This is a genomic window from Demequina zhanjiangensis (assembly GCF_030418315.1).
GTDB classification, from domain to species: domain Bacteria; phylum Actinomycetota; class Actinomycetes; order Actinomycetales; family Demequinaceae; genus Demequina; species Demequina zhanjiangensis.
In genome coordinates this window covers 81,922-107,840 of record NZ_JAUHPV010000007.1, presented here as the reverse complement: position 1 = coordinate 107,840, position 25,919 = coordinate 81,922, and the positions used below count along the sequence as shown (strand labels likewise).

Sequence of the window (25,919 nt, the reverse complement as noted above, 5' to 3'; positions counted from 1 at the left end):
GGCAAGCATGGCGGAGCGCGCGGTCGCGACGGACCTGGGGGCGCTGCTCGGCTTCATGCTCACGGGCCCACGATACCAACGGGCCGACGCAGGACGACAGCCCCCTGGATCGTCGCCACAGCGGAAACGTCAGTCGGTGGCCGACGCGGCATCGCCCTCGTACGCGACGCCCTTCTCGTCCTGACGGCCCACGACCATCGCCTCGTCGGCGGCGCGCATGAGCCGGTCGAGCCGGTACTGCCCCGGTGAGGTCTCCGCCCAGCCCGCGCTCACGCCCACCGTCGCACCCGAGGCAGCCTGGCGCAGGCCGCGCTCCGCTGCGGCGCGAAGCCGCTCGACCGCATCGCTCGGCGGCTCGTCGCTCGACAGCCAGTGGACGAACGCGAACTCGTCACCGCCAGTGCGGGCCACGATGTCGCGCGGGCCCACATGGTCCGCGAGCGCGTCGCCCACGGCCCTCAGAGCGTCGTCTCCGGCGTCGTGCCCGATCGTGTCGTTGACGGACTTGAACCCGTCCAGGTCGAACACCGCGACGACCACTCGCGCGCTCCTGCGCTCGGCAGCGCGCAGCACGTCGCGCCCGCGCGCCTCGAAGTGGTGACGGTTGGACAGTCCCGTGACGGCGTCGGTCCTGGCGCGCAGGGACATCTCCCCCACGGGCCTGCGCAGCACCCACGCGATGATCGCGAACCCGGCGACCAGCAGCAGGACGACGGCCGTGTACGCGGTCATGGTGCTCGCCACCGCGGACGCGGCCGGCACCACGTCCTCCGCGCTCGCGCACAGCACCAGCGTCCAGCCGAGCCCGGCCGAACCCGAGACGGTGCGGACGTAGTAGACCCACTTGCCGTCGACCACCACCTCGCCCTCGCCCTGCACCTGCGACTCGACGCCCTCGGGCAGCGTGATGTCCTCACCGGCGATCAGCCGGCCGTCCTCCGAGTAGAGCGCGACGATGCCCTCCTGAGCGGCGCGCGTCGACGCGAGCACATCGCCCAGCCGGTCGATGTCGATCGCCGCCTGCACGGTCGCGACCAGCTCCCGGCTCTCCCCGTAGACGGACAGCCTGCTCGGAACTGCCAGCGCACCCGCGGTGCCGATCGGCTCCGGCTCGCCACGGGCGATCCGCCCCACGCGCACCGGTTCCAAGGGCTGAGCCACATCCTGCGGCGGATCCTGCACCACCGTGGAACGCGTGAACAGCGGGTCATAGTGCTCCGCCGTGACTACGTCGTCCGTGCTGCGATGCACGAGCGCGAAGCCGTCCGGCACGCGGTACATCGCCGTGACGCCGCCGTCGGCCGCCTCCACGGACAGCGAGCCGACCTCGTCGAACGAGAGCATCGCTGTGGCGAGCACCGACACCAGCTGATCCTGCTCCAACAGGCTCGGATCCGCGTAGATGCCCGACTGCAGGGCCGTCAGCACCAGATCCGCGGGCTGCGACGACTCGACCAGCTGCGCCGCCGCCGCGTCGCCGATCACCTGCACCGCGTCGGACGTGATCTCACGCGCCTCGTCCGCCACGTTCGCGCGCACGTACAAAGACGTCGCGCCGATGACCGCGAGCGTCAGCAGGGCGACGCCGATGACCCACGCAAGCGGATCCTGCAGACGTCGGCTCAGCCTCTCCCACATGGGCCTATCCGAGCGCCCCTGCGAAGACGAGGATCACGATGCCGGCGGCAATCGTGTTGACCACGGGCAGCGCGACGCGCATCGGCACGGGCATCGCGTCGTTCTTCACCACCAGGATCGACAGGAAGAACAGCAGCAGACCGAGCACCAGGCCGACCGCGCCCAGCGCGGGGCCGTATCCCCCGGCCAGCACGAGCAGCAGCGGCGCGAACATCGTGATGCGAGCCGCCATCGGCACGTGCGAGCCGAGCGCCATCACCTGCTCGCCGTCCACCAGCACCTTCTGGAAGCCAGGCAGGAATCCGCGCAGGCGCACCGACGCGGTGCGTCCACCCTTCAGCGGCACAGGGAACACGCCCCGCTGCGCACGGACCGGCGTGCCGTCCACCAGCACCTTCGCGAACACGCCGAGCACGCCCTCCAGCTCGACCTTGCCGCGGGCGCCGCCGATCTCCAGCGGGACGATGTTCTCCATGAAGCCTCCTCGGATCCCGCCTGAGATTACCAGCGCCGCGCGCGGCCTCAGAGGCTCGCCGCGTAGGACGTCGCCTTCGCGACCTGCTTCCCTGCGACCAGCGCGTCGTCGGCCACCCGGACAAGGTCGTCGATCCTGGACGAACCGGACACGGAGGCCGAACCGCCTGCCGTGATGCCCAGGTCCGACTGGTCGGGGAACGCCTCGCGCAACGCCTGCTGGGCGCTCGCCCGCAGCCTCTCCATCGCGCTGGTGCCATCCTTGCCCGGCTTCATGACCATCAGCACGACGAACTCGTCGCCACCCCACCGGGACACCAGATCGTCCTGCCGCACATGCCTCGACAGGGTCTCGCCCACCAAGGCAAGCGCAGCGTCGCCCGCCTTGTGCCCATGCGTGTCGTTGATCTGCTTGAAGTGGTCGATGTCGAGCACCACGACGCACGCATGCCCGCCCATCCTGTGCGCGTTCTGGATCGCCTCGCCCGCGAACTGCTCGAAGCGTCGACGCGTGAGCAATCCGGTGAGCACATCCGTGTAGGCGGCGCGCTGCATCTCCAGCAGCGGCTTCCACACCACGACGTAGACGGCCACTGCCGCGAGCAGCACCAGCAGCGACACCACGGTCGCGATGTGCAGCACCCACGCGAGGCTCGCCACCGCGGGCGCGAGAGACTCATCCGACGCCTCCAGGTGCAGCACCCACGGCACCCCCACGTCGTTGAGGCCGCGCTCCGCCGTCCTGAGATCCCCGTTCGTGCCGAACTGGACAGCGATCTCGTATGGCGTCGCGGCGTCCGTGGCTCTCAGATCGAACGACGCGGCCGACGGCGCGGCCCCCTCCGCGAAGCCCTCATCGACACGCTCCTGGTCAACGGCCGGCGCCGCCAGCACGCGCCGCTGCGCATCGAGAAGGTAGACCTCACCGTCGTCCCCGAGCGGGAGGCTGTTGAGCTCTCGCGCGAGAGCGTCGAGCGAGAAGTCCGTTCCGACCACGGCCGCAACCCCACCGTCGTCCGCAAGGACACGCTGCGCCGCCCACGCGCCACCCTCTCCGGTGACGGGACGCAGCGCAGGGTCCGTCCACACCAGGTCGTACGACAGCGCCGCCGCGTCCCAGAATCCCAGGGCGACCGCGTCGACTGACCAGGGCTGCTCACGCCGCTCGACGGGCGCGAGCGTCCGCGAGTAGCCCTCAAGCGTGTAGGTGCCGCCTCCGTTGCCGTCGGCGACTGCCGTCGCGACCACGTACTCGGCCGCCGAGCCTTCCTGCTTGTCCGGCGCGACTCCCACCCAGGAGCCGTCGGGATACGCGACGGCGATGGCGCGCAGCTCCGAGTTGGCCGCACGCAGCGCCAGCAACCGCTCTGCGACCTCGTCCGGCGACGGATCCTCCCGCTCCATCCAGAGCACGAGCGAGGCGGTCGTGGACTCCGACGCGTCCACGTAGCGGGACACGCTCGCAGCCGACACATCGGCCACATAGGTGAACGTGTCCTCGATCGCCTCCGCCACCCCCGTGCGGGCCTCGACGCCGGTCCAGATGGACAGCGCCACCTGCACCGCGAGCACCACATCGACGACGACGACGCCGACGACGAACGGCAGCCGTCGCCTTCGCGCGGGCGCGGCTGGGGCGGTGGTCACAGCCGAAGACTAGGACGCGGCCCACACCTTTTGAACGCCTGTGTGGGAGTTCTCACGATGCCTCACGGGGTATATGTCCCGGTCGCCGGGAAGGCCGAGGCACGCCCTAGGACAAGGGTCCCACACGTGCGGGAGAACGGCTCAGACCACGGCCATGTAGGTGCGCGACTTCCGGGTCCTCTTGCCCTCCACGAGCGCCTCATCCGCCTGTCGGATCAGCGTCTCGATGTCGCACTCCTCGCCACACGAGACAGCACCACCCGCGGTGACGCCCAGCTCAGGGTGGTCAGGGAACTCCTCCCGCAGCTGCGCCTCGACCTTCTCGCGAAGCCGCTCGACGGCGAACAACGCATCCGTCGGGTCGATCAGCTCCAGCAGCGCTACGAACTCGTCACCGCCCCATCGCGACACAAGATCGCCGCTCCGGGTCGCGGAGCGAAGCGACGTCCCGACGCGTTCAAGCGCCACATCACCCGTCTCGTGCCCGAGCTCGTCATTCAGAGACTTGAAGTTGTCCAGGTCCAGGACGACCGCGCACGAGGAATGCCCCACACGCCTCGACTCCGCCAGCACCGCGGGAGCGAGCTGCAGGAAACGACCCCTGCGCAGCAGCCCGGTCAGCAGGTCAGTGTTGGCGCGCTTGTGCAGGTCACGGGTAGGCCGCCAGAAGAAGAAGAACAGCCCCGACGCGGCCAGCAGCGCCGCCAGCAGGATGCCCGACGCCCACCGGATCGCCACCTGAAGATCGAAGATCGCCGACGCCACCTGGGCGTCGAGCGCGCGAAGATGCAGCACCCACGGCACCCCCAGCTCAGCGAGACCCAGCTCCGCCGTATGGAGGTCACCGTCGTACCCGACCGCGATCTCCGCGCTGTACGGCTCCGCCGATTCCGTCGTCGAGATACCAAGGCTCTCCAGGGTCCGCCCGGTGACGGTCGAGAAGGTCGGTGCAGGCGTCGGCCCCACCGACACCATCGCGATGTCCTCCACCCCCAACGGAGAGGCGATGACCCTGCGCTCACCGTCGAGCAGGAACACACCCCCCTGATCACCCAGGACGACAGCCTCCAGCACCTCGGTCATCGCGTCGACCGGAAACTCCGTCGCCACCACCGCTGCAACCGAGCCGTCCTGGTCACGGACCGCCTCCGCGGCCCACACGCCGGCCTCGATCATGCCGGGCGTCGCCTGGGTCGTCACCCATTCAAGATCCTCGGACGTGCTCGCGGCACGCCAGAACGGCGCCTCATCCGAAGCGCCCGCAGGCTCGCCCTCCCACCGCGAGAGCAGCGTGAACTCGGCGTCGTACACCTCAAGGCTCCGCGACCCACCAGCGTCGGCGAGGCTGACCAGCCACACGCCCTCCTGGTCCGGCGCCGCCCTGCGAATGCCCAGCCACGAACCATCCGCGAAGCCGATGCCGGTCGACGTCAGCTGATCATCGATCGCCGCGATCACCAGAAGCTGCTCCCGCACCTGGTCGACAGTGCGCGGGGCGGCCTCGAACCACAGCTTCAAGCCGTGCGTGGTCGTCTCCGTCGCCTCCACATAGTCGGCGACCCAGCTCGCGGCGGACTCCGTGCGGGTCGTCAGCACCGACTCGACCGCAGCATCCGTGCCGCTACGGGACACGTTCTGGAGCCACACCGCCATCGAGATCATCGTCAGCATGACGAACGAGATCACGACCATGCCGATCGAGAACAGGTCGCGACCCGTCACGCGGCGCGGGTTCGGGAGAGGGGACACGACGTGAGAATAGGCGGCGAACCGTGCTCAGATCGAGGCGCTGTGGGGGTTCTCACGAACCCTCACCAGGCACCGCATGCGCCCGATGGGCACCATGCCCCCGAACCGTCCCGGTCCGGCGCAGACGAGTCGTCAGCCGCGGGCGAATCGGCTCGCGTAGAGACAGACTGCGGCCGCGGTCGCGAGGTTGAGGCTCTCCGCGTGGCCAGCGATCGGGATGCGCACCACATGGTCCATCGACGCGAGCTCGGACTCGGTGAGCCCCCACGCCTCGTTCCCGAAGACCCAGGCATGTCGACCGGTCAGCATCGCGTGGGTCTCCGCGCCGAGCTCCGCGGTGCCGCTCACATCCGCGGCCACGAGCTCGAGCCCCGCCTCCTGGAGCTGAGCGGCTGACTCCGCGATCCCCGCCGCCCGCAGGATCGGCAGGTGGAACACGCTGCCCACCGACGCGCGGACCACCTTCGGGGAGCGGGGGTCCACGCAGTCACCGGCAAGGACCACGGCATCGGCGCCCACCGCGTCGGCCACGCGGATGGCGGCACCAAGATTGCCGGGGTCGCGCACGGCGCTGAGCACCGCCACCAGCGTGGAGTCGGAAGGAAGGCTGTCGATTCCGTGCTCGGGTCGCGCCGTCACCACGGCGATCACGCCCTGGGCATCCTCGCTCATGGCATGCGCCACCTCATCGGTGACCGGATGCACGTACAGGCCCGCCTCGAGCGCCTCATCGACGATCTCAGGGTGAGACACACGAGCGTCGTCCGTGACGTACACGTCGCGGACATCCTCCGCAGCGAAACGCACCGCCTCGCGCACCGCCTGCGGCCCCTCCACCAGGAAGGTGCCCGAGCGCCTACGCGCAGAACGCCCCGCCAGGGCCCTCACGCCTCTCACGCGGTCAGCCCTCGGATTCGAGAGCGTGTCACGGAGGCGGGGCCCGGCGGGGCGTCCTGTCATGCGGGAGTCTTACGCGGCAGGCGCGTTGACGTCGGCCGGAAGGGCCTTCTTGGCGACCTCGACGAGCTGCGCGAACGCGGCCTCGTCGTTCACCGCGAGCTCGGCGAGCATGCGACGGTCGACCTCGATCTCCGCGGCCTTGAGGCCCTGGATGAGGCGGTTGTAGGTCATGCCGTTCGCGCGGGCCGCAGCGTTGATGCGCTGGATCCACAGCTTGCGGAACTCACCCTTGCGAGCGCGGCGGTCCCGGTAGCTGTACACCATCGAGTGGGTGACCTGCTCCTTGGCCTTCCGGTAAAGGCGCGAGCGCTGGCCGCGGTAACCCGCAGCCCGCTCGAGGGTGGACCGGCGCTTCTTCTGGGCGTTGACCGCCCGCTTGACGCGTGCCATTTCTTACTCCTTGGTTCTTACGGGCGCTTACTTGCCCAGCAGCTTCTTGATCTTCTTGGTGTCAGCGTCCGAAAGGATCTGGTCCTGCGCGACGCGGCGCTTGCGCGAGGAGTGCTTCTCCTCGAACTTGTGCACGTTCATCGCCGAGGCGTGCTTCACCTTGCCGGTGCCGGTGAGCTTGAAGCGCTTCTTGGCACCCGAGTGGGTCTTGTTCTTCGGCACGATGGCCTCCTTCTCAAGTCAGGCCGCACCCCTCAGGGCACGACACGTGTGTCCGGGACCCGCAGGACCCGGGAAATCTGTGATGAGGACTACGCCTCGGGCGCCTCGGCGACCTCGGCCGGCTCCGCGTCCTGCGGCTTGCCGGTCTTCGCAGTCTCGCGCTCGGTGCGCTCTGCGGCCTCCGCCGCCTTGCGCGCCTCGCGCTCCTTGCGCTGCTCGTCGCGAGCCTCTGCCTTCTTCTTCAGAGGACCGAGCACGAGGGACATGTTGCGGCCCTCCTGGCTCGGACGGTTCTCGACGACCGCGTACTCCTGGACCTCGTCCGCCAGCTTCATCAGGAGCCGGCGACCCATCTCGGGACGCGACTGCTCACGACCGCGGAACATGATCGTGACCTTGACCTTGTCGCCGCCCTTCAGGAAGCGGATGACGTGGCCCTTCTTGGTCTCGTAGTCATGCTCGTCGATCTTGAGACGGAAACGCATCTCCTTGATCTCGGTGTTCGCCTGGTTACGGCGCGCCTCGCGCGCCTTCACCGCCGCCTCGTACTTGAACTTTCCGTAGTCCATGAGCTTGGCGACCGGCGGCTGCGAGTTGGGGGCAACCTCGACCAGGTCGAGATCGGCCTCCTGCGCCAGACGTAGCGCATCCTCGACTCGGACGATGCCGACCTGCTCGCCCTGCGGACCGACAAGACGGACCTTGGGGACGCGGATGCGCTCGTTGATGCGGGGCTCGTTGATGGTGCTCCTCCTCGTATGACTTCCTCGCCGACCCCAGACAGAGAAAAAGCCCCTGCCCGAACACGAGCAGAGGCCCACCGGAGGTTCCCGCCCGCGTACCATGGAGGCACGCCTTACGGCAGGACCGGGACCCTGGCCCATCTGCTGGCCCAAGGGTGGGAGGCGGACTCCACTTGTGCGCCACGGAGTTTTCCGTGGCCGGTCGATGTAAGAGGATATCACGATGAGCACGAATACGCCCGCACCGTCCTCCGACGCCCCCGCCAGCCATGAGCGCCGCACCTGGGCGGACGCCTCCGACGAGACCCGCGACATCGCCGACGTCACCGCGGTCGAGCTCATCTCCACCGTCAGCGTCCATCTTCTCAGCGCCGCCGCCCTGCGCTGCGGACTCGCCGAGGACGGCGAGGAGCACACGGACCTGGACGAGGCGCGCACCCTGATCACCGCGCTCGCCGGGCTCGTGACCGCCTCCGCGCCCGAGATCGGGGACACCCACGCACGGGCTCTGAGGGACGGCCTGCGGAGCGTACAGTTGGCATTCCGGGAGGCTTCGGTCATTCCGGACGCGCCGGGCGAAGGACCGGGCGAGAAGTACACGGGAGCAGTCAGCTGAGCAAGATGGCGCGGAAGAAGGACACCAGAGACGAGCCGGCGGTGACGCCCGCGGAGTCCCTTGAGGGTTCCGAGTCGGCGCCACGCCGATCCAGGCGCGCCTCGCGCGGCTCCCGTGAGTCGCGGCGTGCACGCATCGTGCGCGAGCGCGCGCAGACGCAGGAGCAGCCGATCGTCGAGGAGGCGCCTGAGGCGACCGCGAGCGCGGCTTCTCCCGGCGAGGACGCATCCCAGACCTCCACGCGTCACGACGACGCACCCACGACGTCGCAGGCCGGCGCCGCCGAGCCCACCGAGGCCGAGCTCGAGGAGCAGGAACGCCTCGACCCCACCACCGAGCGTCGGCGCTGGATCCTCCTCACCGCGTTCCTCGGCGTCACCGTGCTGTCCCTGATCGGCGTCAGCCTCTACCTCTCCGACGTGGTCTCGCAGTGGGAGCTGCGCACCGAGGAGCTCACCGAGGTCAACTACGACCTGGGCGCGCAGCTCGCAGATGCGCAGGACACCATCGAGGCGCAGACCACCCGCATCGACGTCCTCACCACGCAGCTCAACACTGCGAAGGACCGCATCACGGCGCTCGCCAACGAGACCGCGAACTACGACGACGACCGCGCGTACACCGCGCAGCAGATCGAGCAGCTCGAAGGACTCGCCGCCACCGGCGCCGCCGTCGCCAACGCGCTCACCCGCTGCATCGACGGCGAGGAGCAGCTCGTCACCTACCTCGAGGATCCCGAGAACTACGAGGAGGAGGAGATCCTCGCCTTCCAGGAGTCGGTCGAAGAGCTGTGCACCGCCGCCCGCGACTCCAACTCCGAGTTCCAGCAGCTCCTGAACGGTTGAGCATCATGAGGTTCACCCGCATCGCCGCCGCAGCAGCATCCACCATGCTGCTCGCGGCCTGCGGCGTGCTCCCCGACGGCCCCTCCCCCATGCCGTCGGACTGGGTGCCCACCCCCACCGTCTCGCCCGCCGCCCGCGCCGACGCGATCTCCCCCGACGGGTTCTCGCGCGCCCAGCGGATGACGCTGCGCGTGCGCAACATCGGCTGCGGGTTCATCGCCACCGGCACCGGCTTCGCCTACGACGACTCGACGCTCATCACCAACCGCCACGTGATCGAGGACTCCCGCAGCATCGAGGTCTCCACCTACGACGGCACCAACCTCACCGCGACCGCCGTGTCCTCCACGACGGTCGCCGACATCGCGATCATCCGCACCGAGGAGTCCGTGCTCCGCAGCTTCGCCGCCCTCGCGCAGGAGGACCCCGAGGAAGGCTCCGTGATCACGGTGATCGGGTACCCCGGCGGCGGTGAGCTCACCACGGTCACGGGAGTCGTGCTCGGCAGCACCGCCGACCCGCTCGACTCCGCCGTCGGCAAGGTGCTCGTGACCAGCGCGGAGGTCGAGCCCGGCTCGTCAGGCTCGCCGGTCCTCAACGAGAGCGGCGCCGTCGTCGGCGTCGTCTATGCCAAGACCGACGACGGCAACAGCCTCATCATCCCCGTCTCCACGCTGCGCACCCTGCTCGCGGAGACCTCCCTGCTCGTGCCAGAGGCGCTCAGCTGCGACGCGCCGTCCCAGACGACGAACGGCACCAGCATCCCGTGACCGCGATGTCGCGCGCGTCACAGCGGCCATCGGCGCCACTCCGCTAGAGTGCCCAGACGCTGACACGCGTCAACAAGAGGGGAACCGCCGTGATCGACGACCTGCAGGACTTCACGCCACCGCCGTCAGCGCCCCGGCGCACGCGTGGTCGGGCCCCGTGGATCATCGCAGTGTCGCTGCTCGGTGTGGCACTGCTGGCCACGACGACCCTCGCCAGCTACCTGTGGCTCGTGAGCTCTCAGTGGACCAGCCAGAACGACGAGCTGCGTGCCGAGGCCACCGAACTCGGAAGCGAGCTCGGCCTCGCTCAATCCCAGGTCGCCACGCTCGAGGAGCAGGTCACGACGCTCGACGGCCAGCTCGACGCGACGACGGAAAGGCTGTCCGACCTCGCGAACGAGGAGGCGCACGCCGGCGACGACGTCGAGTACCTCTCCGACCTGATCGAGGCCTACGAGTCGTGCATCGCCAACTACGACGAGACGCTCTCCGACGCCCTCCGCAATGGCTACACCTACTCGAACTCGAACGCCCGCTCCGTGCAGAACGACGTCGCCGACTACTGCGACTCGCTCTCCGAGGCGTTCGACGAGTTCGTCGCGGACGCCGGATGACGCCCGCCCGCGCGACCGGGAGCCTGGCGCTCGGCCTCGCCCTCCTCGGCACCCTCGCAGGCTGCAGCGCTCTCCCCGCGCCACCGCCGCCCCTGCCCGACAGCTTCGTGCCCGCGGTCAGCGCCTCCGCCGCCACGTCCTACGTCTCAGAAGACGGCTTCACGCTGACCGAGCACACCGCGTACCGCGTCCGCGTACGCACCTGCGACGGCTGGTCCACCGGAACGGCGTTCGCGATCGATGCGCACACGCTCGTCACCAACCGCCACGTCGTCGAAGGCGCCGCGCTCGTCACCCTGACCAGCTACGACGGCCGCGAGATGGAGGTCGCAGAGGTCCAGTCGGACACCGAAGCCGATCTGGCGCTGCTCACGGTGGACGAGGAGCTCGACGAATGGCTCGAGCTCGCCGACGAGGATCCGGTATTCGGCGACGATGTGACGGTCTCCGGCTACCCCGAGGGAGATGTCCTCACCACCGTGACCGGGCCCTACCGCAACATGGCCCCCGAGGTCTTCGGCACCGACCCCGACGAGGTGCTCGTGATCCGCGTCACCGCCGCACCCGGCAGCTCCGGATCCGCGGTCGTGAACGCAGAGGACGAGGTTGTCGGCGTGCTCTACGCCGTCGACACGGAGGGGCTCGGCTGGGCGTACGCCGTGAGCCTGGACTCGCTCACGACGATGCTTGACGACCCGGGCGTGCGCGAGCCGGTCGCGGAGATCTGCGCGTCCTGAGACTCCGCTCCCTGGAGCGCACGCTCCCATGGGATCGTGGCCCGCGCTCGGGATTCTCCGCGGGCTCCGTGTGGCCGGTCCAGCCTCAGGCGTCGTCCGACGCAGGCGCGAGCCGCAGCTCCATGCTGTCCAAGCGGTGCGCCACCACGTCCGATGCGGCGAGCTGGCGCTGCACGCGGCGCAGCAGGTCGTCCACCTCCGGCTGCGTGAGGCCCGGGATGAGCCTCAGCACGACGGCGACCTCGCTGCGACGCCCCGGCGCGACCTCGACGGCCCTCAGACGGTCGTCCAACGTCACCGCATCGCGCACCGCCTCGAGCACATCGGGCTGCACCACGCCGTCCACGAGCGCCGGCCTGTACGTCTCGCCCTGACCCAGCGCCCACACGGCGGGGCGAGGGATCACGGTGGTCTCCATGCCCGGGTTGAGCACCATCACGGCCCACTCCTCGGCGATCGCCGCGAGCGCGGCGCGCGGCCCCTCCGCAGGGATGGGACGGGCCTGATCGTTCCAGGACTGCATCGCGTCGACATCGGTGAAGACGGGCAGGCCCGCGCGCCCGTCGGGCATCTGGACGGCGACGACCCCCGTGGAAGCCACGTGGTCCTGCTCGAGACCGTGCTTGCCCATGACCCTCTGCTCGCCATCGGCGAGCACCGGCACCAGCACGCGCGCGTACGCGAGCGCCTCCACCACCTCGGTGAGCGGCGCCTTGCCCCGCGAATGCCTGATCAACGCCTGCGCCAGCCGCGCATCCGCGCTGCCGTCGTCGTCCGCGAAGATCGACTCGGGGATCTCCTTCAGAGGCTCCTCGTCGGTCATGCCACCAGGGTACGGTCACCGGCCGACAACGGGGCACTCCCCTGTGGCGATTCCCACCCTCGCGCTCACCGGCCTCGCGTACCTATCGACGCGGCGTCACGCCCGCGAGTCTCTGGATCTCGCGCAGCACGTCGCCACCGAGATAGGAGCCTGCGGGAAGCGTCCGGGACTGCCCGGGCGCTGTCGAGTACGGGTCATCCGTGAGCCGCGCGAACCCGCAGCCGAACTCCTCGAAAGTGACCCCGGTCAGACTCTCGCCATCCGCGAGGATCAGCATCCACGTGGGGCCCAGGTCGAGGGTGCACACGATCTCGTCGGCGCGGTCGGTCCACAGCTCGAGGGCCCCCAGTGCGTCAGACAGCGCGGCGAGGTCTGCGTCGACGATCGGAGCGGGATCGCCCTGGAGCGTCCACGGCGACGACTCTCCCCCGGTATCGGGCGTCGCGTTCGCCCACGAGTACTCGCACAGCCATGCCGCGTCGAACGGCTCCAGGTCGACGTCACGGTCGGCCGGCGTCCAACCGCCGGACTCCTTGTCCCCCTCGGCCTCGACCAACGCGTCGGGACACGCCACCTCGGCGCGCGCCTTCGGCGTGTCGTGGGGCCCTGTCCCAGAGGGCGCGCCGTCCGGAGCAGGCTCCCCCGAGCACCCCGCCAGCACGATCACTGCCGTCGCCATCGTCGCCGCGGCCCAGGTCCCGCGCATCAGCTCCCCCGTCCGATCCGATACGAGGAAGCCTAGGCGAGCGGCAACGGCCCGGCCAGAGAAGAGCTCCCGCTACGGGCGGCCTGCGACGTCCAGCGCCTGCGGCAGGGTGAAGTTGCCGTTGTACAGCGCCTTGCCGACGATCGCGCCTTCCACGCCCTTCGGCGTGAGCGTCCGGATCGCCTCGATGTCGGCGAGCGAGCTCACGCCGCCCGACGCGACCACGGGCGCCTTCGTCGCCTCGCACACCTGAGCCAGCAGCTCCAGGTTGGGGCCGTTCAGCATCCCGTCCTTGTTCACGTCGGTGACCACGTAGCGTGAGCAGCCGGCAGCATCCAGACGCGCCAGCACCTCCCACAGGTCGCCGCCCTCCTTGGTCCAGCCGCGCGCCGCGAGGGTCGTGCCGCGCACGTCCAGGCCGACGGCCACGCGGTCGCCGAAGCGGTCGATCGCCGACGCGGTCCACTCGGGGTTCTCGAGCGCCGCAGTGCCCAGGTTCACGCGCGCACAGCCCGTCGCCATGGCGCGCTCAAGCGACTCGTCGTCCCGGATGCCACCGGACATCTCGACCTTCACGTCCACGGCCTTCACGACCGACGCGAGCAGCTCGGCGTTGGAGCCGCGCCCGAAGGCGGCGTCGAGGTCGACCAGGTGGATCCACTCCGCGCCACCGTTGACCCAGTCCATCGCGGCGGACAGCGGGTCGCCGTAGCTGGTCTCCGAACCTGCCTCGCCCTGGGTGAGGCGGACGGCCTGGCCGTCGGCCACGTCGACGGCGGGAAGGAGCTCGAGGCGGGGAAGGTCGGTCATCGCGGTCGCTCTCTGATCAAGGGGGTCTGGCCGTCGTCAAGCGTACCGGCGCGGCGCCGTCACCGAGTGCGCGAGCGCCCTCGCCGTCCCCGCCTGAGGCGGTCAGAACGAGAACGCGGCCGAGCAGAACACCTCGCTCGTGCGCGACTCGTGGCGCCAATAGCAGCCGACGCTGGCCGGCGAACCGCCGGAGAGGATGAGATCGCGATGCTGCGACGACCCCATGAAGGCCGACATGAGGGACGACATCGAGCCTGCATAGCCCACAATGTTCTCTCCCCCCGTGTGCCAGATCGAGCCGGACCGCGCCATGTCCTGCGCATGCGCGACCTGGGAGGAGGACTCGCCGCAGCGGGAGAACGCCGCCACCCCGTTGCTCGTGCGCGCGGCGTTGAGGACCGCGCAGAACTCCGCCGCGGAGCCCTTCGCATACGTGACGCTCGGGCTTGAGCCGGAGCCCGACGACGAACCCGTGGACGATCCCGAACCCGAGGTTCCCGACGAGGACGGCGCGCTCCTCGCCGTGGCCTGCGCCTTCTCCCATGCCGCATGCGACTCCTCGACAGCGTCGGACCTGCTCTCCAGGAGCTCGGTCGCATCGGCAAGCGCACGCTCCCGTGCCTCGAACCATGCCGCATCGGCGTCGTCAGCGGGCTGCACCGCGAGCGAGTCCTCCACTGCACGAATCGTCGCCCGGAGCACCTCCACCGTCGTCGCGTCGACCACCGCGCCGGCGCTCTCGGCCAGGAGCGCGCGCGCCTCCTTCGCCGCCGCCTCCGCCGCCGACGCCTGAATCCCGTAGGACTCGGCCGCGCGAGCAGCAGCCGCGTCGGCCTCCGCGGCGGCGAGCGCCTCTTGGCCGCCCGCCAACGCGTCCTGGATCATCTCCGCGGAGGCGCGAGTGGAGCTCAGCCATGTCGCGACGTCCTCGTTGGCCTCCACCGAGTCCCCCGGACCCATGTCACACAGATCCAGCGTCACCGCCTCGTCCAGCGTGGCTGCGAGCGCGTCCACCTCCGCGATGTCCTGCGTCAGGGTCGTCGTCTCAAGCGCCTCGCTCGCCGCGACCTGCTCCTCCCGCATGTGGGCGCGCGCCTCACGGCATTCGGCGCGGAGCGGGTCCAGTGCCTCGATCGACGCCTGGAGCTCCTGCTCGGCACGATGCTGTGCGACAGCCGAGAACACGAGACCAGCCGTGATGGCGAGCGCGATCACGCTGCCGACCACCAGCCGACGCCGGGTCACCGTCACGTGCGCTCCTTCCCGTGCCTGCACGCCACCGTACGGCGCGCGGAGCCGGACGCGCTACAGCGAGCGCACCCAGTTGCGCAGCAGCGCGAGCCCCGCCTCACCCGACTTCTCGGGGTGGAACTGCGTCGCCGCGAGCGGGCCGTTCTCGACCGCCGCGACGAAGCGGTCGGTCTGCTCCGCGGTGCCCGCCTCCGACCACGTCACCGACGGCGCCTTGAAGCGACCGGTGTCCTCCGTCGTCCCGAGCGGGAACTCGCGGGCGCCGTAGCTGTGCACGAAGTAGAAGCGCTCGTCCTGGACGCCATCGAACAGAACGGTGTCCTCGGGCGCCTCGATCGTCGCCCAGCCCATGTTCGGCACCACCGGTGCCTGAAGCAGCTCGACCGTGCCCGGCCACTGGTCCAGACCCTCGGTCTCCTGACCGTGCTCCACACCGCGGGAGAACATCACCTGCATGCCGACGCAGATGCCCAGCACCGGGCGCCCGCCCGAGAGCCGACGGCCGACGATCTGGTCGCCGCGCGCCTCCTGCAAGCCATTCATGACCGCCGCGAACGCTCCCACACCAGGGACGACGAGCCCGTCGGCATTCATCGCGACGTCACGGTCCGCGGTCAGATGCACCTCAGCGCCCACGTGCTCCAGAGCCCTGGTCGCAGAGCGGACGTTGCCGAAGCCGTAATCGAAGATGCAGACGGTGGGGGTGCTCACGCGGGCCAGTCTAACGTCGCGTTCAGAGCCAACCTGCGGTAGCTCCAGCGACGAACCCCACCCAGAGCACCGTGCCCACAAGGCTCAACCAGAAGGCCCACTCCACCGTCTTCCGGTTGTCCGCCGCACCGCGCCGGACCGCGCGACGCGCGAGGAACGCCACCAGTAGCCCGACCGGCGCTGCCACCAGCGATGCACCGAGCACCAATGCGATGCGACCCACGGAGTTCTCAGTCCGATACCCGTGAAAGAAGGAGGAAGCCTGATCGAGCGTTCCTCCCGCGTCGTCACCGCGCACGAATCCAGGAATGCGCTCAGCGATTCGCTCCAGGGCTTCGAACCGCTCGAGCGACCGCTCCGGTGCCATCCGGTGCACAGGGTCGACCGACCAGATCCACCAGCCTTCGATCGCGATCACAGGTCGACGGCCACGAAGCGGCTCGAGGCTCTCAAGCACCGTGGGGACCAGCACCGCGTGCGCATACCGGGACGATGGCGCGACGATCCGCCACGCCGAGTCGAACCACTCCGCTCCGATCGGGAGAACCTCTCCGCCACCCGCGTCCAGCACGACATCCGGGCGCCGAGGCAGCAACTGCAGGGGCGGCAGCGGACGATCCAACCGTGTTGCGTGCACCATCACGCGCGCACCATGAACGAAGCGCAAGCGCGGCCTGCCAGAGTGCCAGCCGACCACGCCATCAGCCGATCGTCTCCGTCGGCTGTCGAAGGGGAACAAGGTGGCCTGCTGCGCCACCGTCGTCTCGAGCTCCCTGAACACCGTCATCCCTGTGCGCAGTGCGAGCGCCCGGACATCCCGAGAACGGATCCCGCCCACGATCGCGCCGACGGGCAACGCGATGATCATGATCGCCGTGGGGAGCAGCTTCACCCACACGGGAAGGTCTGCACCGGACAGGCCCTGAAAGCTGATCGCGTAGGGGATGCCTAGGACGCCAAGGACACGCGCCATACCCCGACGCGCATCAGCCCGCGCCAGGCTCCTTGCGCCGGCTTGCTCACTCATCCAGGGAGGTCAGTCCTCCGACGCGTCGTCCTGCTTGAGCTGACGCTCCAGCCTGCCGCGGGTCTCCTTCGCGATCCTCCGCAGCGCGCGGAACGCCTGCCACTTGGACATGCGCGCGTCGGCGACCTTGTCCTCGTGGAGCGACGCGACCTCGTCGAACTCCTGGGCGCCCGAGAGCAGCGTCAGGACCACGCCCGGGGCGTTGTCGAGCGCGAGGCCGGGTGGGAGCGACTCGCCGCGCATCCCCTGCGTCCACTGGATCGCGGAGATCTGACCGTCCTTGCGGTCCAGGACCACCACGGGCATCTCCTTGACGAAGTTGGACACGACCTGGCCCGCGCGGGCCGCCATCTCGTCGGACGTGTCGTCGAGCACCGCGAGCGACCCGCCGGACGTGAGGATCACCCTGCCCTTGCACCCGCCCATGGCCATGACGGCCGCCAGGACACGCTGGTCCATGATGGGCGTGAAGACCGCCAGGATGTCGGCGTCAGCCACTACAGCGCGCCCTTCGTCGACGGGATGATGCCCGCGATGCGCGGGTCCTCCGTAACGGCGGCGCGCAGCGCACGGGCGAGCGCCTTGAACTGCGCCTCCACGATGTGGTGCGGGTCGCGACCCGACAGGACGCGCATGTGCACGCAGATGCCCGCGTGGTGCGCGATCGACTCGAGGGCGTGCGCCGTGAGCGAGCCTGCGTAGTTGCCGCCGATCAGGTGCGTCGCCTGGCCCACGGGCTCCCCCGTGTGCACGAAGTAGGGCCGACCCGAGACGTCGACCACGCACTGCGCGAGAGCCTCGTCCAACGGCACCAGGGCGTCGCCGAAGCGGGAGATGCCAGCCTTGTCGCCGAGCGCCTCCTTCAGCGCCTCGCCGATGCAGATCGCCACGTCCTCGACCGTGTGGTGCGAGTCGATGTGCACGTCGCCCGTGGCCTTCACCGTGAGGTTCATGAGCGAGTGCTTGCCGAGCGCGGTCAGCATGTGGTCGTAGAACGGCACGCCCGTGTCGATCTCCGTGACGCCGGTCCCGTCAAGATCCAGCTCGACGAGCACCTGCGACTCGCTCGTGGCCCGCTCGATGCGTCCCGTACGGCTCATGCGACAACCTCCACCAACGCGCTGCGGAACAGCGCCATCTCCTGCGGCGTGCCGATCGACACGCGCAGCCAACCTTCGGGGCCGGTGACGCGGATCAGCACTCCGCGCTCCAGCATCCCCTGGAACACCTTCTCCCGGTCCTCGAACGGACCGAACAGCGCGAAGTTCGCGTCCGTGTCCGCGACCGTGTACCCCTGCTCGCGCAGCCAGGCGACCGTCTCATCGCGCTCGGCGCGGATCTCGTCCACCTGGGCCTGCAGGTCGCGGTGGTGCGCCAGCGCGGCACGAGCGCTCGCCTGCGTGATCGCGCTCAGGTGGTACGGCAGGCGGACGATCTGGAGCGCGTCGACGACCTCGAGCGCAGCGGCCAGGTAGCCGAGCCGGCCACCCGCCATCGCGAACGCCTTGGACATGGTGCGGCTCACCACCAGCTCAGGGTGGTCCGGCAGCAGCGACAGCGCGCTCGGAACGCCGTGGCGGCGGAACTCCGCGTAGGCCTCATCGATCACGAGCAGGCTGCCTCCCGGCACCTTCGCGACCGCTGCGCACAGGCGCTCGGTCTCGCTCAGCGGAAGCGCCGTGCCCGTGGGGTTGTTGGGGCTCGCGACGATCACCATGACCGGCTCGAGCTCCTCGATCGCCTTGACCGCTGCGTCGACGTCCAGCGTGAAGTCCGCACGGCGAGGCAGGGTCTCGTAGTCGGTGAGGGTGTCTCGCGCATACTCGGGGTACATCGAGTACGTGGGCGCGAAGCTGAGGACCTTCCTGCCCGGGCCGCCGAAGGCCTGGTGAAGGTGCAGCATCACCTCGTTCGAGCCGTTGGCGGCCCAGATGTTCTCGGCCGCCAGGAAGTCGGCCTGGCTCTCCACCGCGAGGTACGACGCGAGGTCGCCTCGCAGCTCCAGCGCGTCACGATCCGGGTAGCGGTTGAGGCCCGACGCAGCCTGACGGACCGCGGTCGCGATCGCATCGACGACCACCGCAGGCGGCGCGTACGGGTTCTCGTTCACGTTCAGACGCGCGACCACGTCGAGCTGCGGAGCGCCATACGGCGTGAGGCCCGCGAGGTCCGGGCGGAGCGGCAGGGTCATGCGAGCGAGTCTAGTGGCGGCCGAAATGGTCAGCCGACGCCCACATCCCCGAAGATGGTCAGCACCAGAAGCACCAGGTTGAGGGCCACGATCGCGGCGACGATGCCCCACGCGAGGGTCTTCGTGCCGATGCTCGCCACGTGCATGCCCATGAGGTCGCGGTTGGAGATGAGCCTCACGAGCGGGATGAGCGCGAACGGGATGCCCACGCTCAGCACCACCTGCGAGATCACCAGCGCCCACGTGGGGCTGACGCCGCTTCCGAGGATGATCAGCGCGGGGATCAGCGTGATCGACCTGCGGACGATCAGCGGGATCCTGCGGTGGATCAGGCCACCCATGATGGACGCGCCGGCGTAGCAGCCGACGGACGTGGAGGCCAGACCCGAGGCAAGCAGCCCCACGCCGAAGATCGCCGCCACGACCGGGCCCAGCGCGCTGTCGATCGCCGCGTAGGCGCCCTCGATCGAGTCGGTGCCGCCCACGCCGCGCAGCGCAGCCGCGGCGAGCATCAGCATGCCGATGTTCACCGAGCCCGCGATGACGAGGCTCAGCCCCACGTCCCACTTGGTCGCGTGCAGCAGCTCCTTGAGGCGTCCGTGGCCATGGCCGCTGCCGTGCCGGTCGCGCGAGAGCGAGCTGTGGAGGTAGATCGCGTGCGGCATGACGGTCGCGCCCAGCATCGATGCGGCGAGCAGCACGGTCGGCGCTCCGTCGAAGCGCGGGACCAGACCGTTGGCCGCCTCTCCCCACTGGGTGTCGGTGAAGAACAGCCCCGTGAGGAAGCCGACGGCGATGATCGCGAGCATCGCCATGATCACGAACTCGAACGGTCGCTGGCCGCGCTGCGACTGCACGCGGAGCAGCCCGAGGGAGATGATGCCGACGATCAGCCCACCGAGCACGAGCGGGATGTCGAACAGGAGGTTGAGCGCGATCGCTCCACCGATGACCTCGGCCAGGTCCGTCGCGGCTGCGACGATCTCCGCCTGCGCCCAGTAGCTGAGACGCGTGCCCTTGCCGAGCCGCTCGCCGAGCAGCTCCGGCAGGCTCTTGCCCGTCACCAGGCCGAGCTTCGCCGACGAGTACTGGATGAACACGGCCATCGTGTTCGAGACGACCAGCACCCACATCAGCAGGTAGCCGTACTCCGCTCCGGCGGTGAGGTTGGCGGCGACGTTGCCCGGGTCCACGTAGGCGATCGCCGCGACGAAGGCGGGGCCGAGCAGGCCAGCGATCCTGCGCGCGAAGGACGCGGTGGACCGCGTGGGCTGCGTCTCGGTGTCGACGGCGCTCAAGGGGACCTCCAAAGGACTGCGGTGAGGAAAGTGAGGCTAGCCCAACTTTTGCACTCCCGCGACCATCAGTCTCCCTGACACGCCCACAACGCGGCGGGAATCCGCGCGATCCTGCACGGAGCGACAACCCCGGCTCGCTTCCACGCAAGGACAGCCCACCGACAGGCTCGCCGCGGCCCCCACTGCGGCCGCGTGCTCGGCCGCAGGCCCGCCACAGCGGGCGCGAGGCGGTGCGACGTCAGCCGCGCTCGGGCCGTGCCACGTGGGGCCGGTCTCGTACGAGCCGTGCCGCGTGCGGTCAGCGGGGCTCGAGCCGTGCCCGTGCGGTCAGTCGCGCTCGAGGCGCGCCGCGATGGCCTCGCCGTGCGCAGGCAGGTCCTCGGCGTTCGCGAGCGCGATGACCTTCTCCCCTACGCTCGCCAGCGCGTCCGCGTCGTACTCGATGACCGAGACCGCCTTGAGGAAGCTCGTCACGTTCAGCCCCGACGCGAAGCGCGCGGTACCACCCGTCGGCAGGACGTGGTTCGATCCCGCGAGGTAGTCGCCGAGCGGCACCGGGCTGTGCGCACCGACGAAGATCGCGCCGGCGTTGCGGATGCGCCCCGCCACCTCTGACGCGTCGCGCGTGTGGATCTCCAAGTGCTCCGCCCCGTAGGCGTCGGCGACCTGGATGGACTGCTCGAGACTCCCGGTGAGGATCACAGCGCTCTGCACGCCGGTGAGCGCCTCCTTGGTCCGGCCGACGTGCTTGGTCGCCTCGGCGCGGCGCAGCAACGCCTGCTCCACGCGCTCGGCGAGGTCCTCGTCGTCGGTGATGAGCACCGACCCCGCCATCGGGTCGTGCTCGGCCTGGCTGAGCAGGTCAGCGGCGACGAAGTCGGCGTCGGCAGAGTCGTCCGCGACGATCGCGATCTCCGTCGGCCCGGCCTCGGAATCGATTCCGACGACCCCGTTGACGGCACGCTTGGCTGCGGCGACGTAGACGTTGCCCGGCCCCGTGATCACGTCGACGGGCTCGCACAGCGCACCACCGTCGTTCGCGGCAGCACCGTAGGCGAGCATGCCGATGGCCTGAGCGCCGCCGACCGCGTACACCTCATGCACGCCGAGCAGGGCGCATGCGGCAAGGATCGTCGGGTGGACCGATCCGCCGAACTCGCGCTGAGGCGGGCTGGTCACCGCGATCGCCTCGACGCCAGCTGCCTGGGCCGCGACAACGTTCATCACGACCGAGCTCGGGTACACGGCGAGCCCACCCGGCACGTAGAGGCCCACGCGCGCCACGGGGATCCACTTCTGCGAGACCGTCGCGCCCGGCGCGAGCTCGACGGACACGGGCGGAGGCACGGTAGCGACGTGGAACGCTCGCACGCGCGTGATCGCCTCTTCGAGGCCCGCCCGGACTGCAGGGTCGAGCGTCTCGAGCGCGGCCTCGATCTCCGCCGCCGGCACCCTGAGCGATTCGGGCGAGATGCCGTCGAAGCGCTCGCCGTACTCGCGCAGCGCCTCCTCACCGCGAGCGCGCACGTCGGCGAGGATCGGCTCGACAGTGCGCAGTGCTGCGGCGACGTCCACCTCGGCCCTCGGAACCACGGCCAGCAGCTCGCGGGTGGTGAGGTCACGGTCGCGCAGATCGATACGGCTCAGCATGGTTCCAGCCTACTGGCGCTGCGTGCCTCGTTCCGGCCCCAGGAGACTCACGACCGCCCGCCCGCAAGCCCTGTCTCCCGCGGGACGCTCACGACCGCTCCACCGGCAACTCTGTCTCCCACAGGACGCTCACGACCGCTCACGTCCGCGCACCGACGGTTCGTGCGTGCCGCGCGGCAACCAGCACTGCTTCCAGCCGAACGCTGCGCGCTACGCGGCAACCAGTACTGGTCGCTCGCCGGGCGCGCCCGGTTCGGAGCGTCGACCCGTCCCGATGCGAGCCGCACGCGACGCTGAGCGACCCCGAACACACCTCAAGCCGCTGGAAGCGACGCTCAGTGACCCGCAACGAGCCGCGCCGGGCCAGAACCGACGCTCAGTGACCCGCAACGAGCCGGATCACCCGCAGAGCGACGCTCAGCGACCCGCAACGAGCCGAGCCGGGCCAGAAGCGACGCTCAGTGACCCGCAACGGGCGGGGCGAGGTCAGGCGAGGCAGCCTGGGCCGAGCACCGCCTTGAGGTCGCCGTAGAGCGCGCTGGATCGGGACACGCGGTACTGGTCCGCGATGGACACGGTGACGGGCTCGCCCGAGCCCGTGAGCACCATCTTCACCTCGATGCCGCCGGGGTGGGAGGTGAGGATGGACCGCACCTCCTCGACGACGGGAGGCGTGGCGCGCGACGCGGGCAGCGTGATCACGAGCGGCGAGGTGTCCTGCACCTGGAGGTTCGGCACGCGGAGCTCGACCGCGGAGAACTGCATGCCTCCGTCGCCGCGCTCGCGGGCGCGCGCCTTGATGGCGATGACCGCGTCGTCGGCGAGATCGCGGGCGTAGGTCTCGTAGGTCTTGCCGAAGAACGAGATCTCGGTCTCGCCGGAGAGGTCCTCGAGGGTGACGATCGCGTACGCGTTGCCGGACTTGGCGATGCGGCGGTCCACGCGGGTGAGCAGGCCCGCGAAGGTGACCTGGTCGCCGTCGGACACGCCATGCGAGGGCGTCGCGGTGAGGATCTGGTGGGACGCCTCGGAGCGCAGCACGTTCTCGAGCCCCGAGAGCGGGTGGTCGGAGACGTACAGGCCGAGCATGTCGCGTTCGAGGTTGAGCAGGGTCTTCTTGTCCCACTCGTCGATCTCGGGCACGCTCACCGTGACGCCGCCGCCCAGCTCCTCATCCATGCCGAACAGGTCGAACTGGCCCGTCGCCTCCTGGCGCTTCACGCCGACGATCGAGTCGATGGCCTGCTCGTGGATCGTGTTGAGCGAACGGCGGGTGTGGCCGAGCGAGTCGAATGCGCCGGACTTGATGAGCGAGTCGATGGTGCGCTTGTTGCACACCGACGCGGGCACCTTCTCCAGGAAGTCGGAGAAGGACGTGAACTTGCCCTTCTCCTCGCGCGCCTTGACGATCTCGGCGACCACGTTGGAGCCGACGTTGCGGACCGCGGCCATGCCGAAGCGGATGTCGCTGCCGACAGCCGAGAAGAAGGCCCGCGACTCGTTGACGTCCGGCGTGAGCACGGAGATGCCCATGCGGCGGCACTCGGCGAGGTACAGGGCGGACTTGTCCTTGTCGGTGCCGACCGAGGTGAGGAGCGCCGCCATGTACTCGGTCGGATAGTGCGCCTTGAGGTAGGCGGTCCAGAAGGACAGCACGCCGTACGCGGCGGTGTGCGCCTTGTTGAAGGCGTAGTCCGCGAACGGGAGCAGGGTCTTCCACAGCGCGTCGATAGCGGCGTCCGAGTAGCCGTTCGCCTTCATCCCGGACTCGAAGTTCCCGAACTCCTTGTCGAGGATCTCCTTCTTCTTCTTACCCATCGCGCGGCGGAGCAGGTCTGCAGCACCCAGGGTGTAGCCCGCGACGATCTGCGCGATGCGCTGCACCTGCTCCTGGTAGACGATGAGGCCGTAGGTGATCCCGAGGACCTCCTTGAGCGGCTCGTCCAGCTCGGGGTGGATCGGCTCGACCTGCTGGCGGCCGTTCTTGCGCTCCGCGTAGTTGGTGTGCGAGCCCATGCCCATGGGTCCCGGGCGGTACAGCGCCAGGACGGCGGAGATGTCCTCGAACGTGTCGGGCTTCATCTGCCGCAGGAGCGAGCGCATCGCGAGCCCATCGAGCTGGAACACGCCGAGCGTGTCACCGCTCTGGAGGAGCTTGAACGTGCCCTCGTCCTCGAGCGGAAGGTCCTCGAGGATCAGCGGATCCTTGCCGTTGTCCACGATGTTGTCGAGCGCGTCGTCGAGGATCGTGAGGTTGCGCAGGCCGAGGAAGTCCATCTTGACCAGGCCGAGCGTCTCGCACGTCGGGTAGTCGAACTGCGTGATGACCGCGCCGTCCTGCTCGCGGCGCATGATCGGGATGATGTCGATCAGCGGATCCGAGGACATGATGACGCCCGCGGCGTGCACGCCCCACTGGCGCTTGAGGCTCTCGAGGCCCTGAGCGAGCTCCATGACCTCCTTGGCCTCGGGGTCCGCCTCGAGCAGCGCCCGGAAGTCGGCACCCTCGTGGTAGCGCGGATGCTTCTCGTCGTAGACGGCGCCGAGCGGCATGTCCTTGCCCATGATCGCGTCGGGGTACGCCTTGGTGAGCTGCTCGCCGACGGCGAAGGGCTTGCCGAGCACGCGGGCGCCGTCCTTGAGCGCCTGCTTGGCCTTGATCGTGCCGTACGTGACGATCATGGACACCTTGTCCTCGCCGTACTTGTCCGTCACGTAGCGGATGACCTCGGAGCGGCGGCGCTCGTCGAAGTCCACATCGAAGTCAGGCTTGGACTCGCGCTCCGGGTTGAGGAAGCGCTCGAAGTACAGCTCGTGGACGAGCGGGTCGATGTCGGTGATCTTCATCGCGTACGCCGCCATGGAGCCTGCACCGGAGCCACGGCCCGGGCCGACGCGGATGCCGTTGTCCTTCGCCCACTGGATGAAGTCGGCGACGACGAGGAAGTAGCCGGGGTATCCCTTGCCCGCGATGACCTCGATCTCGAAGTTCGCGCGCTCCTGCACCTCGGACGGGATGACCTCGCCGAACCGCTCGTGGAGGCCCTTCTGGACCTCCTTCACGAACCACGAGTGCTCGTCCTCGCCGGGCGGGCAGTCGTAGACCGGCATGTAGTCGGCCTTGGTGTTGAACTCGACCTCGCAGCGCTCGGCGATCGCGAGCGTGTTCGTGAGCGCCTCGGGGTGCGCGTCGCCCCAGATGGCCCACATCTCCTCGGCCGACTTCACGTAGTAGCCGTCGCCGGAGAACGCGAAGCGCTTGCCACCCTGGTCGTAGGTGGGCTCGTTGAGGTTGGAGCCGGACTGGATGCACAGCAGCGCCTCGTGCGCCTTCGAGTCCTCCTTGCGCGTGTAGTGGAGGTCGTTCGTGGCGACGAGCGGCGCGCCGATGGCCTTCGAGACGCGGATCAGGTCCTCGTACACACGCTTCTCGATGGACAGCCCGTGGTCCATCAGCTCGACGAAGTAGTTCTCCTTGCCGAAGATGTCCTGGAACTCCGCGGCCGCCTTCACCGCCTCCTCGTACTGGCCGAGTCGAAGGCGCGTCTGCACCTCGCCCGACGGGCAGCCGGTGGTGGCGATGATGCCCTTGCTGAACCGCTGCAGCAGGTCGCGGTCCATGCGCGCCTTGAAGAAGTGCCCCTCGAGGCTCGCGTACGAGGCGAGGCGGAACAGGTTGTGCATGCCCGCGGTGTTCTCGGCCCACATGGTGGCGTGGGTGTACGCGCCGCCCGACGAGACGTCGTCCTGCTCCTGGCCGCGCTCGCCCCAGCGCACGCGGCTCTTGTCCTGCCGCGCCGTGCCGGGCGTGAGGTACGCCTCGATGCCGATGATGGGCTTCACGCCCGCGGCCGTGGCCTTGTTCCAGAACTCGTAGGCGCCGAAGAGGTAGCCGTGGTCGGTGATCGCCACCGCGCTCTGGTCGAGGCTCTTCACCTCGGTCATCAGGTCGCCGATGCGGGCCGCTCCGTCCAGCATGGAGTACTCGGTGTGGACATGAAGGTGATTGAATTCCCGGCCCGGCATGACGACGATTCTAGGTCCCGC

The 25,919-nt window shown here is 69.5% G+C and carries 25 protein-coding genes; 5 read left to right on the top strand and 20 right to left on the bottom strand.

All coding sequences use genetic code 11. The features are described from left to right. Positions 1–129: 129 nt before the first annotated feature. From QQX04_RS11955 to infC, 8 genes are all read right to left on the bottom strand, one after another. Complete coding sequence (locus tag QQX04_RS11955) at positions 130–1,638, bottom strand: GGDEF domain-containing protein (RefSeq protein ID WP_301129501.1); 1,509 nt, start codon at positions 1,636–1,638, stop codon at positions 130–132. 4 nt (positions 1,639–1,642) lie between these two features. Next, a complete protein-coding gene (locus QQX04_RS11950; RefSeq protein ID WP_301129499.1) occupies positions 1,643–2,113 on the bottom strand; it encodes a hypothetical protein in 471 nt (156 codons plus the stop codon). A 47-nt stretch (positions 2,114–2,160) separates the two neighbouring features. Further along, entirely contained in the window at positions 2,161–3,759 is a 1,599-nt protein-coding gene (locus QQX04_RS11945; RefSeq protein ID WP_301129497.1) for a diguanylate cyclase, read from the bottom strand. A 141-nt stretch (positions 3,760–3,900) separates the two neighbouring features. After that, on the bottom strand, positions 3,901–5,508 hold the full coding sequence (locus QQX04_RS11940) for a GGDEF domain-containing protein (RefSeq protein WP_301129495.1): 1,608 nt from the start codon (positions 5,506–5,508) through the stop codon (positions 3,901–3,903). A gap of 132 nt (positions 5,509–5,640) precedes the next feature. After that, positions 5,641–6,468: a TrmH family RNA methyltransferase gene (locus QQX04_RS11935; protein ID WP_301129493.1), complete on the bottom strand. Its 828-nt coding sequence runs from the start codon at positions 6,466–6,468 to the stop codon at positions 5,641–5,643. A 9-nt stretch (positions 6,469–6,477) separates the two neighbouring features. Continuing rightward, positions 6,478–6,858 (bottom strand): 50S ribosomal protein L20, encoded by a 381-nt coding sequence (gene rplT, locus QQX04_RS11930; RefSeq protein ID WP_084075948.1) that lies wholly within the window; start codon positions 6,856–6,858, stop codon positions 6,478–6,480. A gap of 27 nt (positions 6,859–6,885) precedes the next feature. Further along, a complete protein-coding gene (gene rpmI, locus QQX04_RS11925) occupies positions 6,886–7,080 on the bottom strand; it encodes a 50S ribosomal protein L35 (protein WP_301129486.1) in 195 nt (64 codons plus the stop codon). Positions 7,081–7,169: 89 nt separating this feature from the next. After that, positions 7,170–7,925, bottom strand: coding sequence for a translation initiation factor IF-3 (infC, locus tag QQX04_RS11920; RefSeq protein ID WP_301129485.1), 756 nt, complete (start codon positions 7,923–7,925; stop codon positions 7,170–7,172). Between the two features lie 121 nt (positions 7,926–8,046). Here infC and QQX04_RS11915 point away from each other — a divergent pair, with 121 nt between their 5' ends. The 5 genes from QQX04_RS11915 to QQX04_RS11895 all read left to right on the top strand — a co-directional run bounded on the left by QQX04_RS11915 (position 8,047) and on the right by QQX04_RS11895 (position 11,405). Further along, complete coding sequence (locus tag QQX04_RS11915) at positions 8,047–8,439, top strand: DUF1844 domain-containing protein (RefSeq protein WP_301129483.1); 393 nt, start codon at positions 8,047–8,049, stop codon at positions 8,437–8,439. A 5-nt stretch (positions 8,440–8,444) separates the two neighbouring features. Beyond that, positions 8,445–9,284, top strand: coding sequence for a hypothetical protein (locus QQX04_RS11910; RefSeq protein WP_301129482.1), 840 nt, complete (start codon positions 8,445–8,447; stop codon positions 9,282–9,284). Positions 9,285–9,289: 5 nt separating this feature from the next. Next, positions 9,290–10,054 (top strand): S1 family peptidase, encoded by a 765-nt coding sequence (locus QQX04_RS11905; protein WP_301129480.1) that lies wholly within the window; start codon positions 9,290–9,292, stop codon positions 10,052–10,054. 89 nt (positions 10,055–10,143) lie between these two features. Beyond that, entirely contained in the window at positions 10,144–10,668 is a 525-nt protein-coding gene (locus QQX04_RS11900; RefSeq protein WP_301129478.1) for a coiled-coil domain-containing protein, read from the top strand. Then, a complete protein-coding gene (locus tag QQX04_RS11895) occupies positions 10,665–11,405 on the top strand; it encodes a S1 family peptidase (protein WP_301129476.1) in 741 nt (246 codons plus the stop codon). Before QQX04_RS11900 ends, QQX04_RS11895 begins: the two co-directional genes overlap by 4 nt. An 85-nt stretch (positions 11,406–11,490) precedes the next feature. Here the strand turns inward: QQX04_RS11895 and QQX04_RS11890 are convergent, their stop codons facing one another. From QQX04_RS11890 to dnaE, 12 genes are all read right to left on the bottom strand, one after another. Beyond that, positions 11,491–12,228: an SseB family protein gene (locus QQX04_RS11890; RefSeq protein WP_301129474.1), complete on the bottom strand. Its 738-nt coding sequence runs from the start codon at positions 12,226–12,228 to the stop codon at positions 11,491–11,493. A gap of 82 nt (positions 12,229–12,310) precedes the next feature. After that, positions 12,311–12,934, bottom strand: a complete 624-nt coding sequence (locus QQX04_RS11885) for a hypothetical protein (RefSeq protein WP_301129472.1) — start codon at positions 12,932–12,934, stop codon at positions 12,311–12,313. Between the two features lie 72 nt (positions 12,935–13,006). Next, positions 13,007–13,744, bottom strand: a complete 738-nt coding sequence (priA, locus tag QQX04_RS11880) for a bifunctional 1-(5-phosphoribosyl)-5-((5-phosphoribosylamino)methylideneamino)imidazole-4-carboxamide isomerase/phosphoribosylanthranilate isomerase PriA (protein ID WP_301129470.1) — start codon at positions 13,742–13,744, stop codon at positions 13,007–13,009. Positions 13,745–13,846: 102 nt separating this feature from the next. Next, entirely contained in the window at positions 13,847–14,995 is a 1,149-nt protein-coding gene (locus tag QQX04_RS11875; RefSeq protein WP_301129468.1) for a CAP domain-containing protein, read from the bottom strand. Between the two features lie 54 nt (positions 14,996–15,049). Further along, entirely contained in the window at positions 15,050–15,706 is a 657-nt protein-coding gene (hisH, locus tag QQX04_RS11870) for an imidazole glycerol phosphate synthase subunit HisH (protein WP_301129467.1), read from the bottom strand. A gap of 22 nt (positions 15,707–15,728) precedes the next feature. Beyond that, the gene (locus QQX04_RS11865) at positions 15,729–16,679 is read right to left on the bottom strand and encodes a hypothetical protein (protein WP_301129465.1); all 951 of its coding nucleotides are present in this window, start codon (positions 16,677–16,679) and stop codon (positions 15,729–15,731) included. Positions 16,680–16,742: 63 nt separating this feature from the next. Beyond that, complete coding sequence (locus QQX04_RS11860; RefSeq protein ID WP_301129463.1) at positions 16,743–17,231, bottom strand: hypothetical protein; 489 nt, start codon at positions 17,229–17,231, stop codon at positions 16,743–16,745. Further along, complete coding sequence (gene hisB / locus QQX04_RS11855; protein ID WP_301129462.1) at positions 17,231–17,833, bottom strand: imidazoleglycerol-phosphate dehydratase HisB; 603 nt, start codon at positions 17,831–17,833, stop codon at positions 17,231–17,233. The genes QQX04_RS11860 and hisB overlap by 1 nt, the downstream gene beginning before the upstream one ends. Beyond that, the gene (locus QQX04_RS11850; protein ID WP_301129460.1) at positions 17,830–18,924 is read right to left on the bottom strand and encodes a histidinol-phosphate transaminase; all 1,095 of its coding nucleotides are present in this window, start codon (positions 18,922–18,924) and stop codon (positions 17,830–17,832) included. The genes hisB and QQX04_RS11850 overlap by 4 nt, the downstream gene beginning before the upstream one ends. A gap of 29 nt (positions 18,925–18,953) precedes the next feature. Continuing rightward, on the bottom strand, positions 18,954–20,222 hold the full coding sequence (locus tag QQX04_RS11845) for an Nramp family divalent metal transporter (RefSeq protein ID WP_301129458.1): 1,269 nt from the start codon (positions 20,220–20,222) through the stop codon (positions 18,954–18,956). A gap of 327 nt (positions 20,223–20,549) precedes the next feature. Then, positions 20,550–21,872: a histidinol dehydrogenase gene (gene hisD / locus QQX04_RS11840; protein WP_301129457.1), complete on the bottom strand. Its 1,323-nt coding sequence runs from the start codon at positions 21,870–21,872 to the stop codon at positions 20,550–20,552. Between the two features lie 486 nt (positions 21,873–22,358). Continuing rightward, complete coding sequence (dnaE, locus tag QQX04_RS11835) at positions 22,359–25,898, bottom strand: DNA polymerase III subunit alpha (RefSeq protein ID WP_301129455.1); 3,540 nt, start codon at positions 25,896–25,898, stop codon at positions 22,359–22,361. Positions 25,899–25,919: the final 21 nt, after the last annotated feature.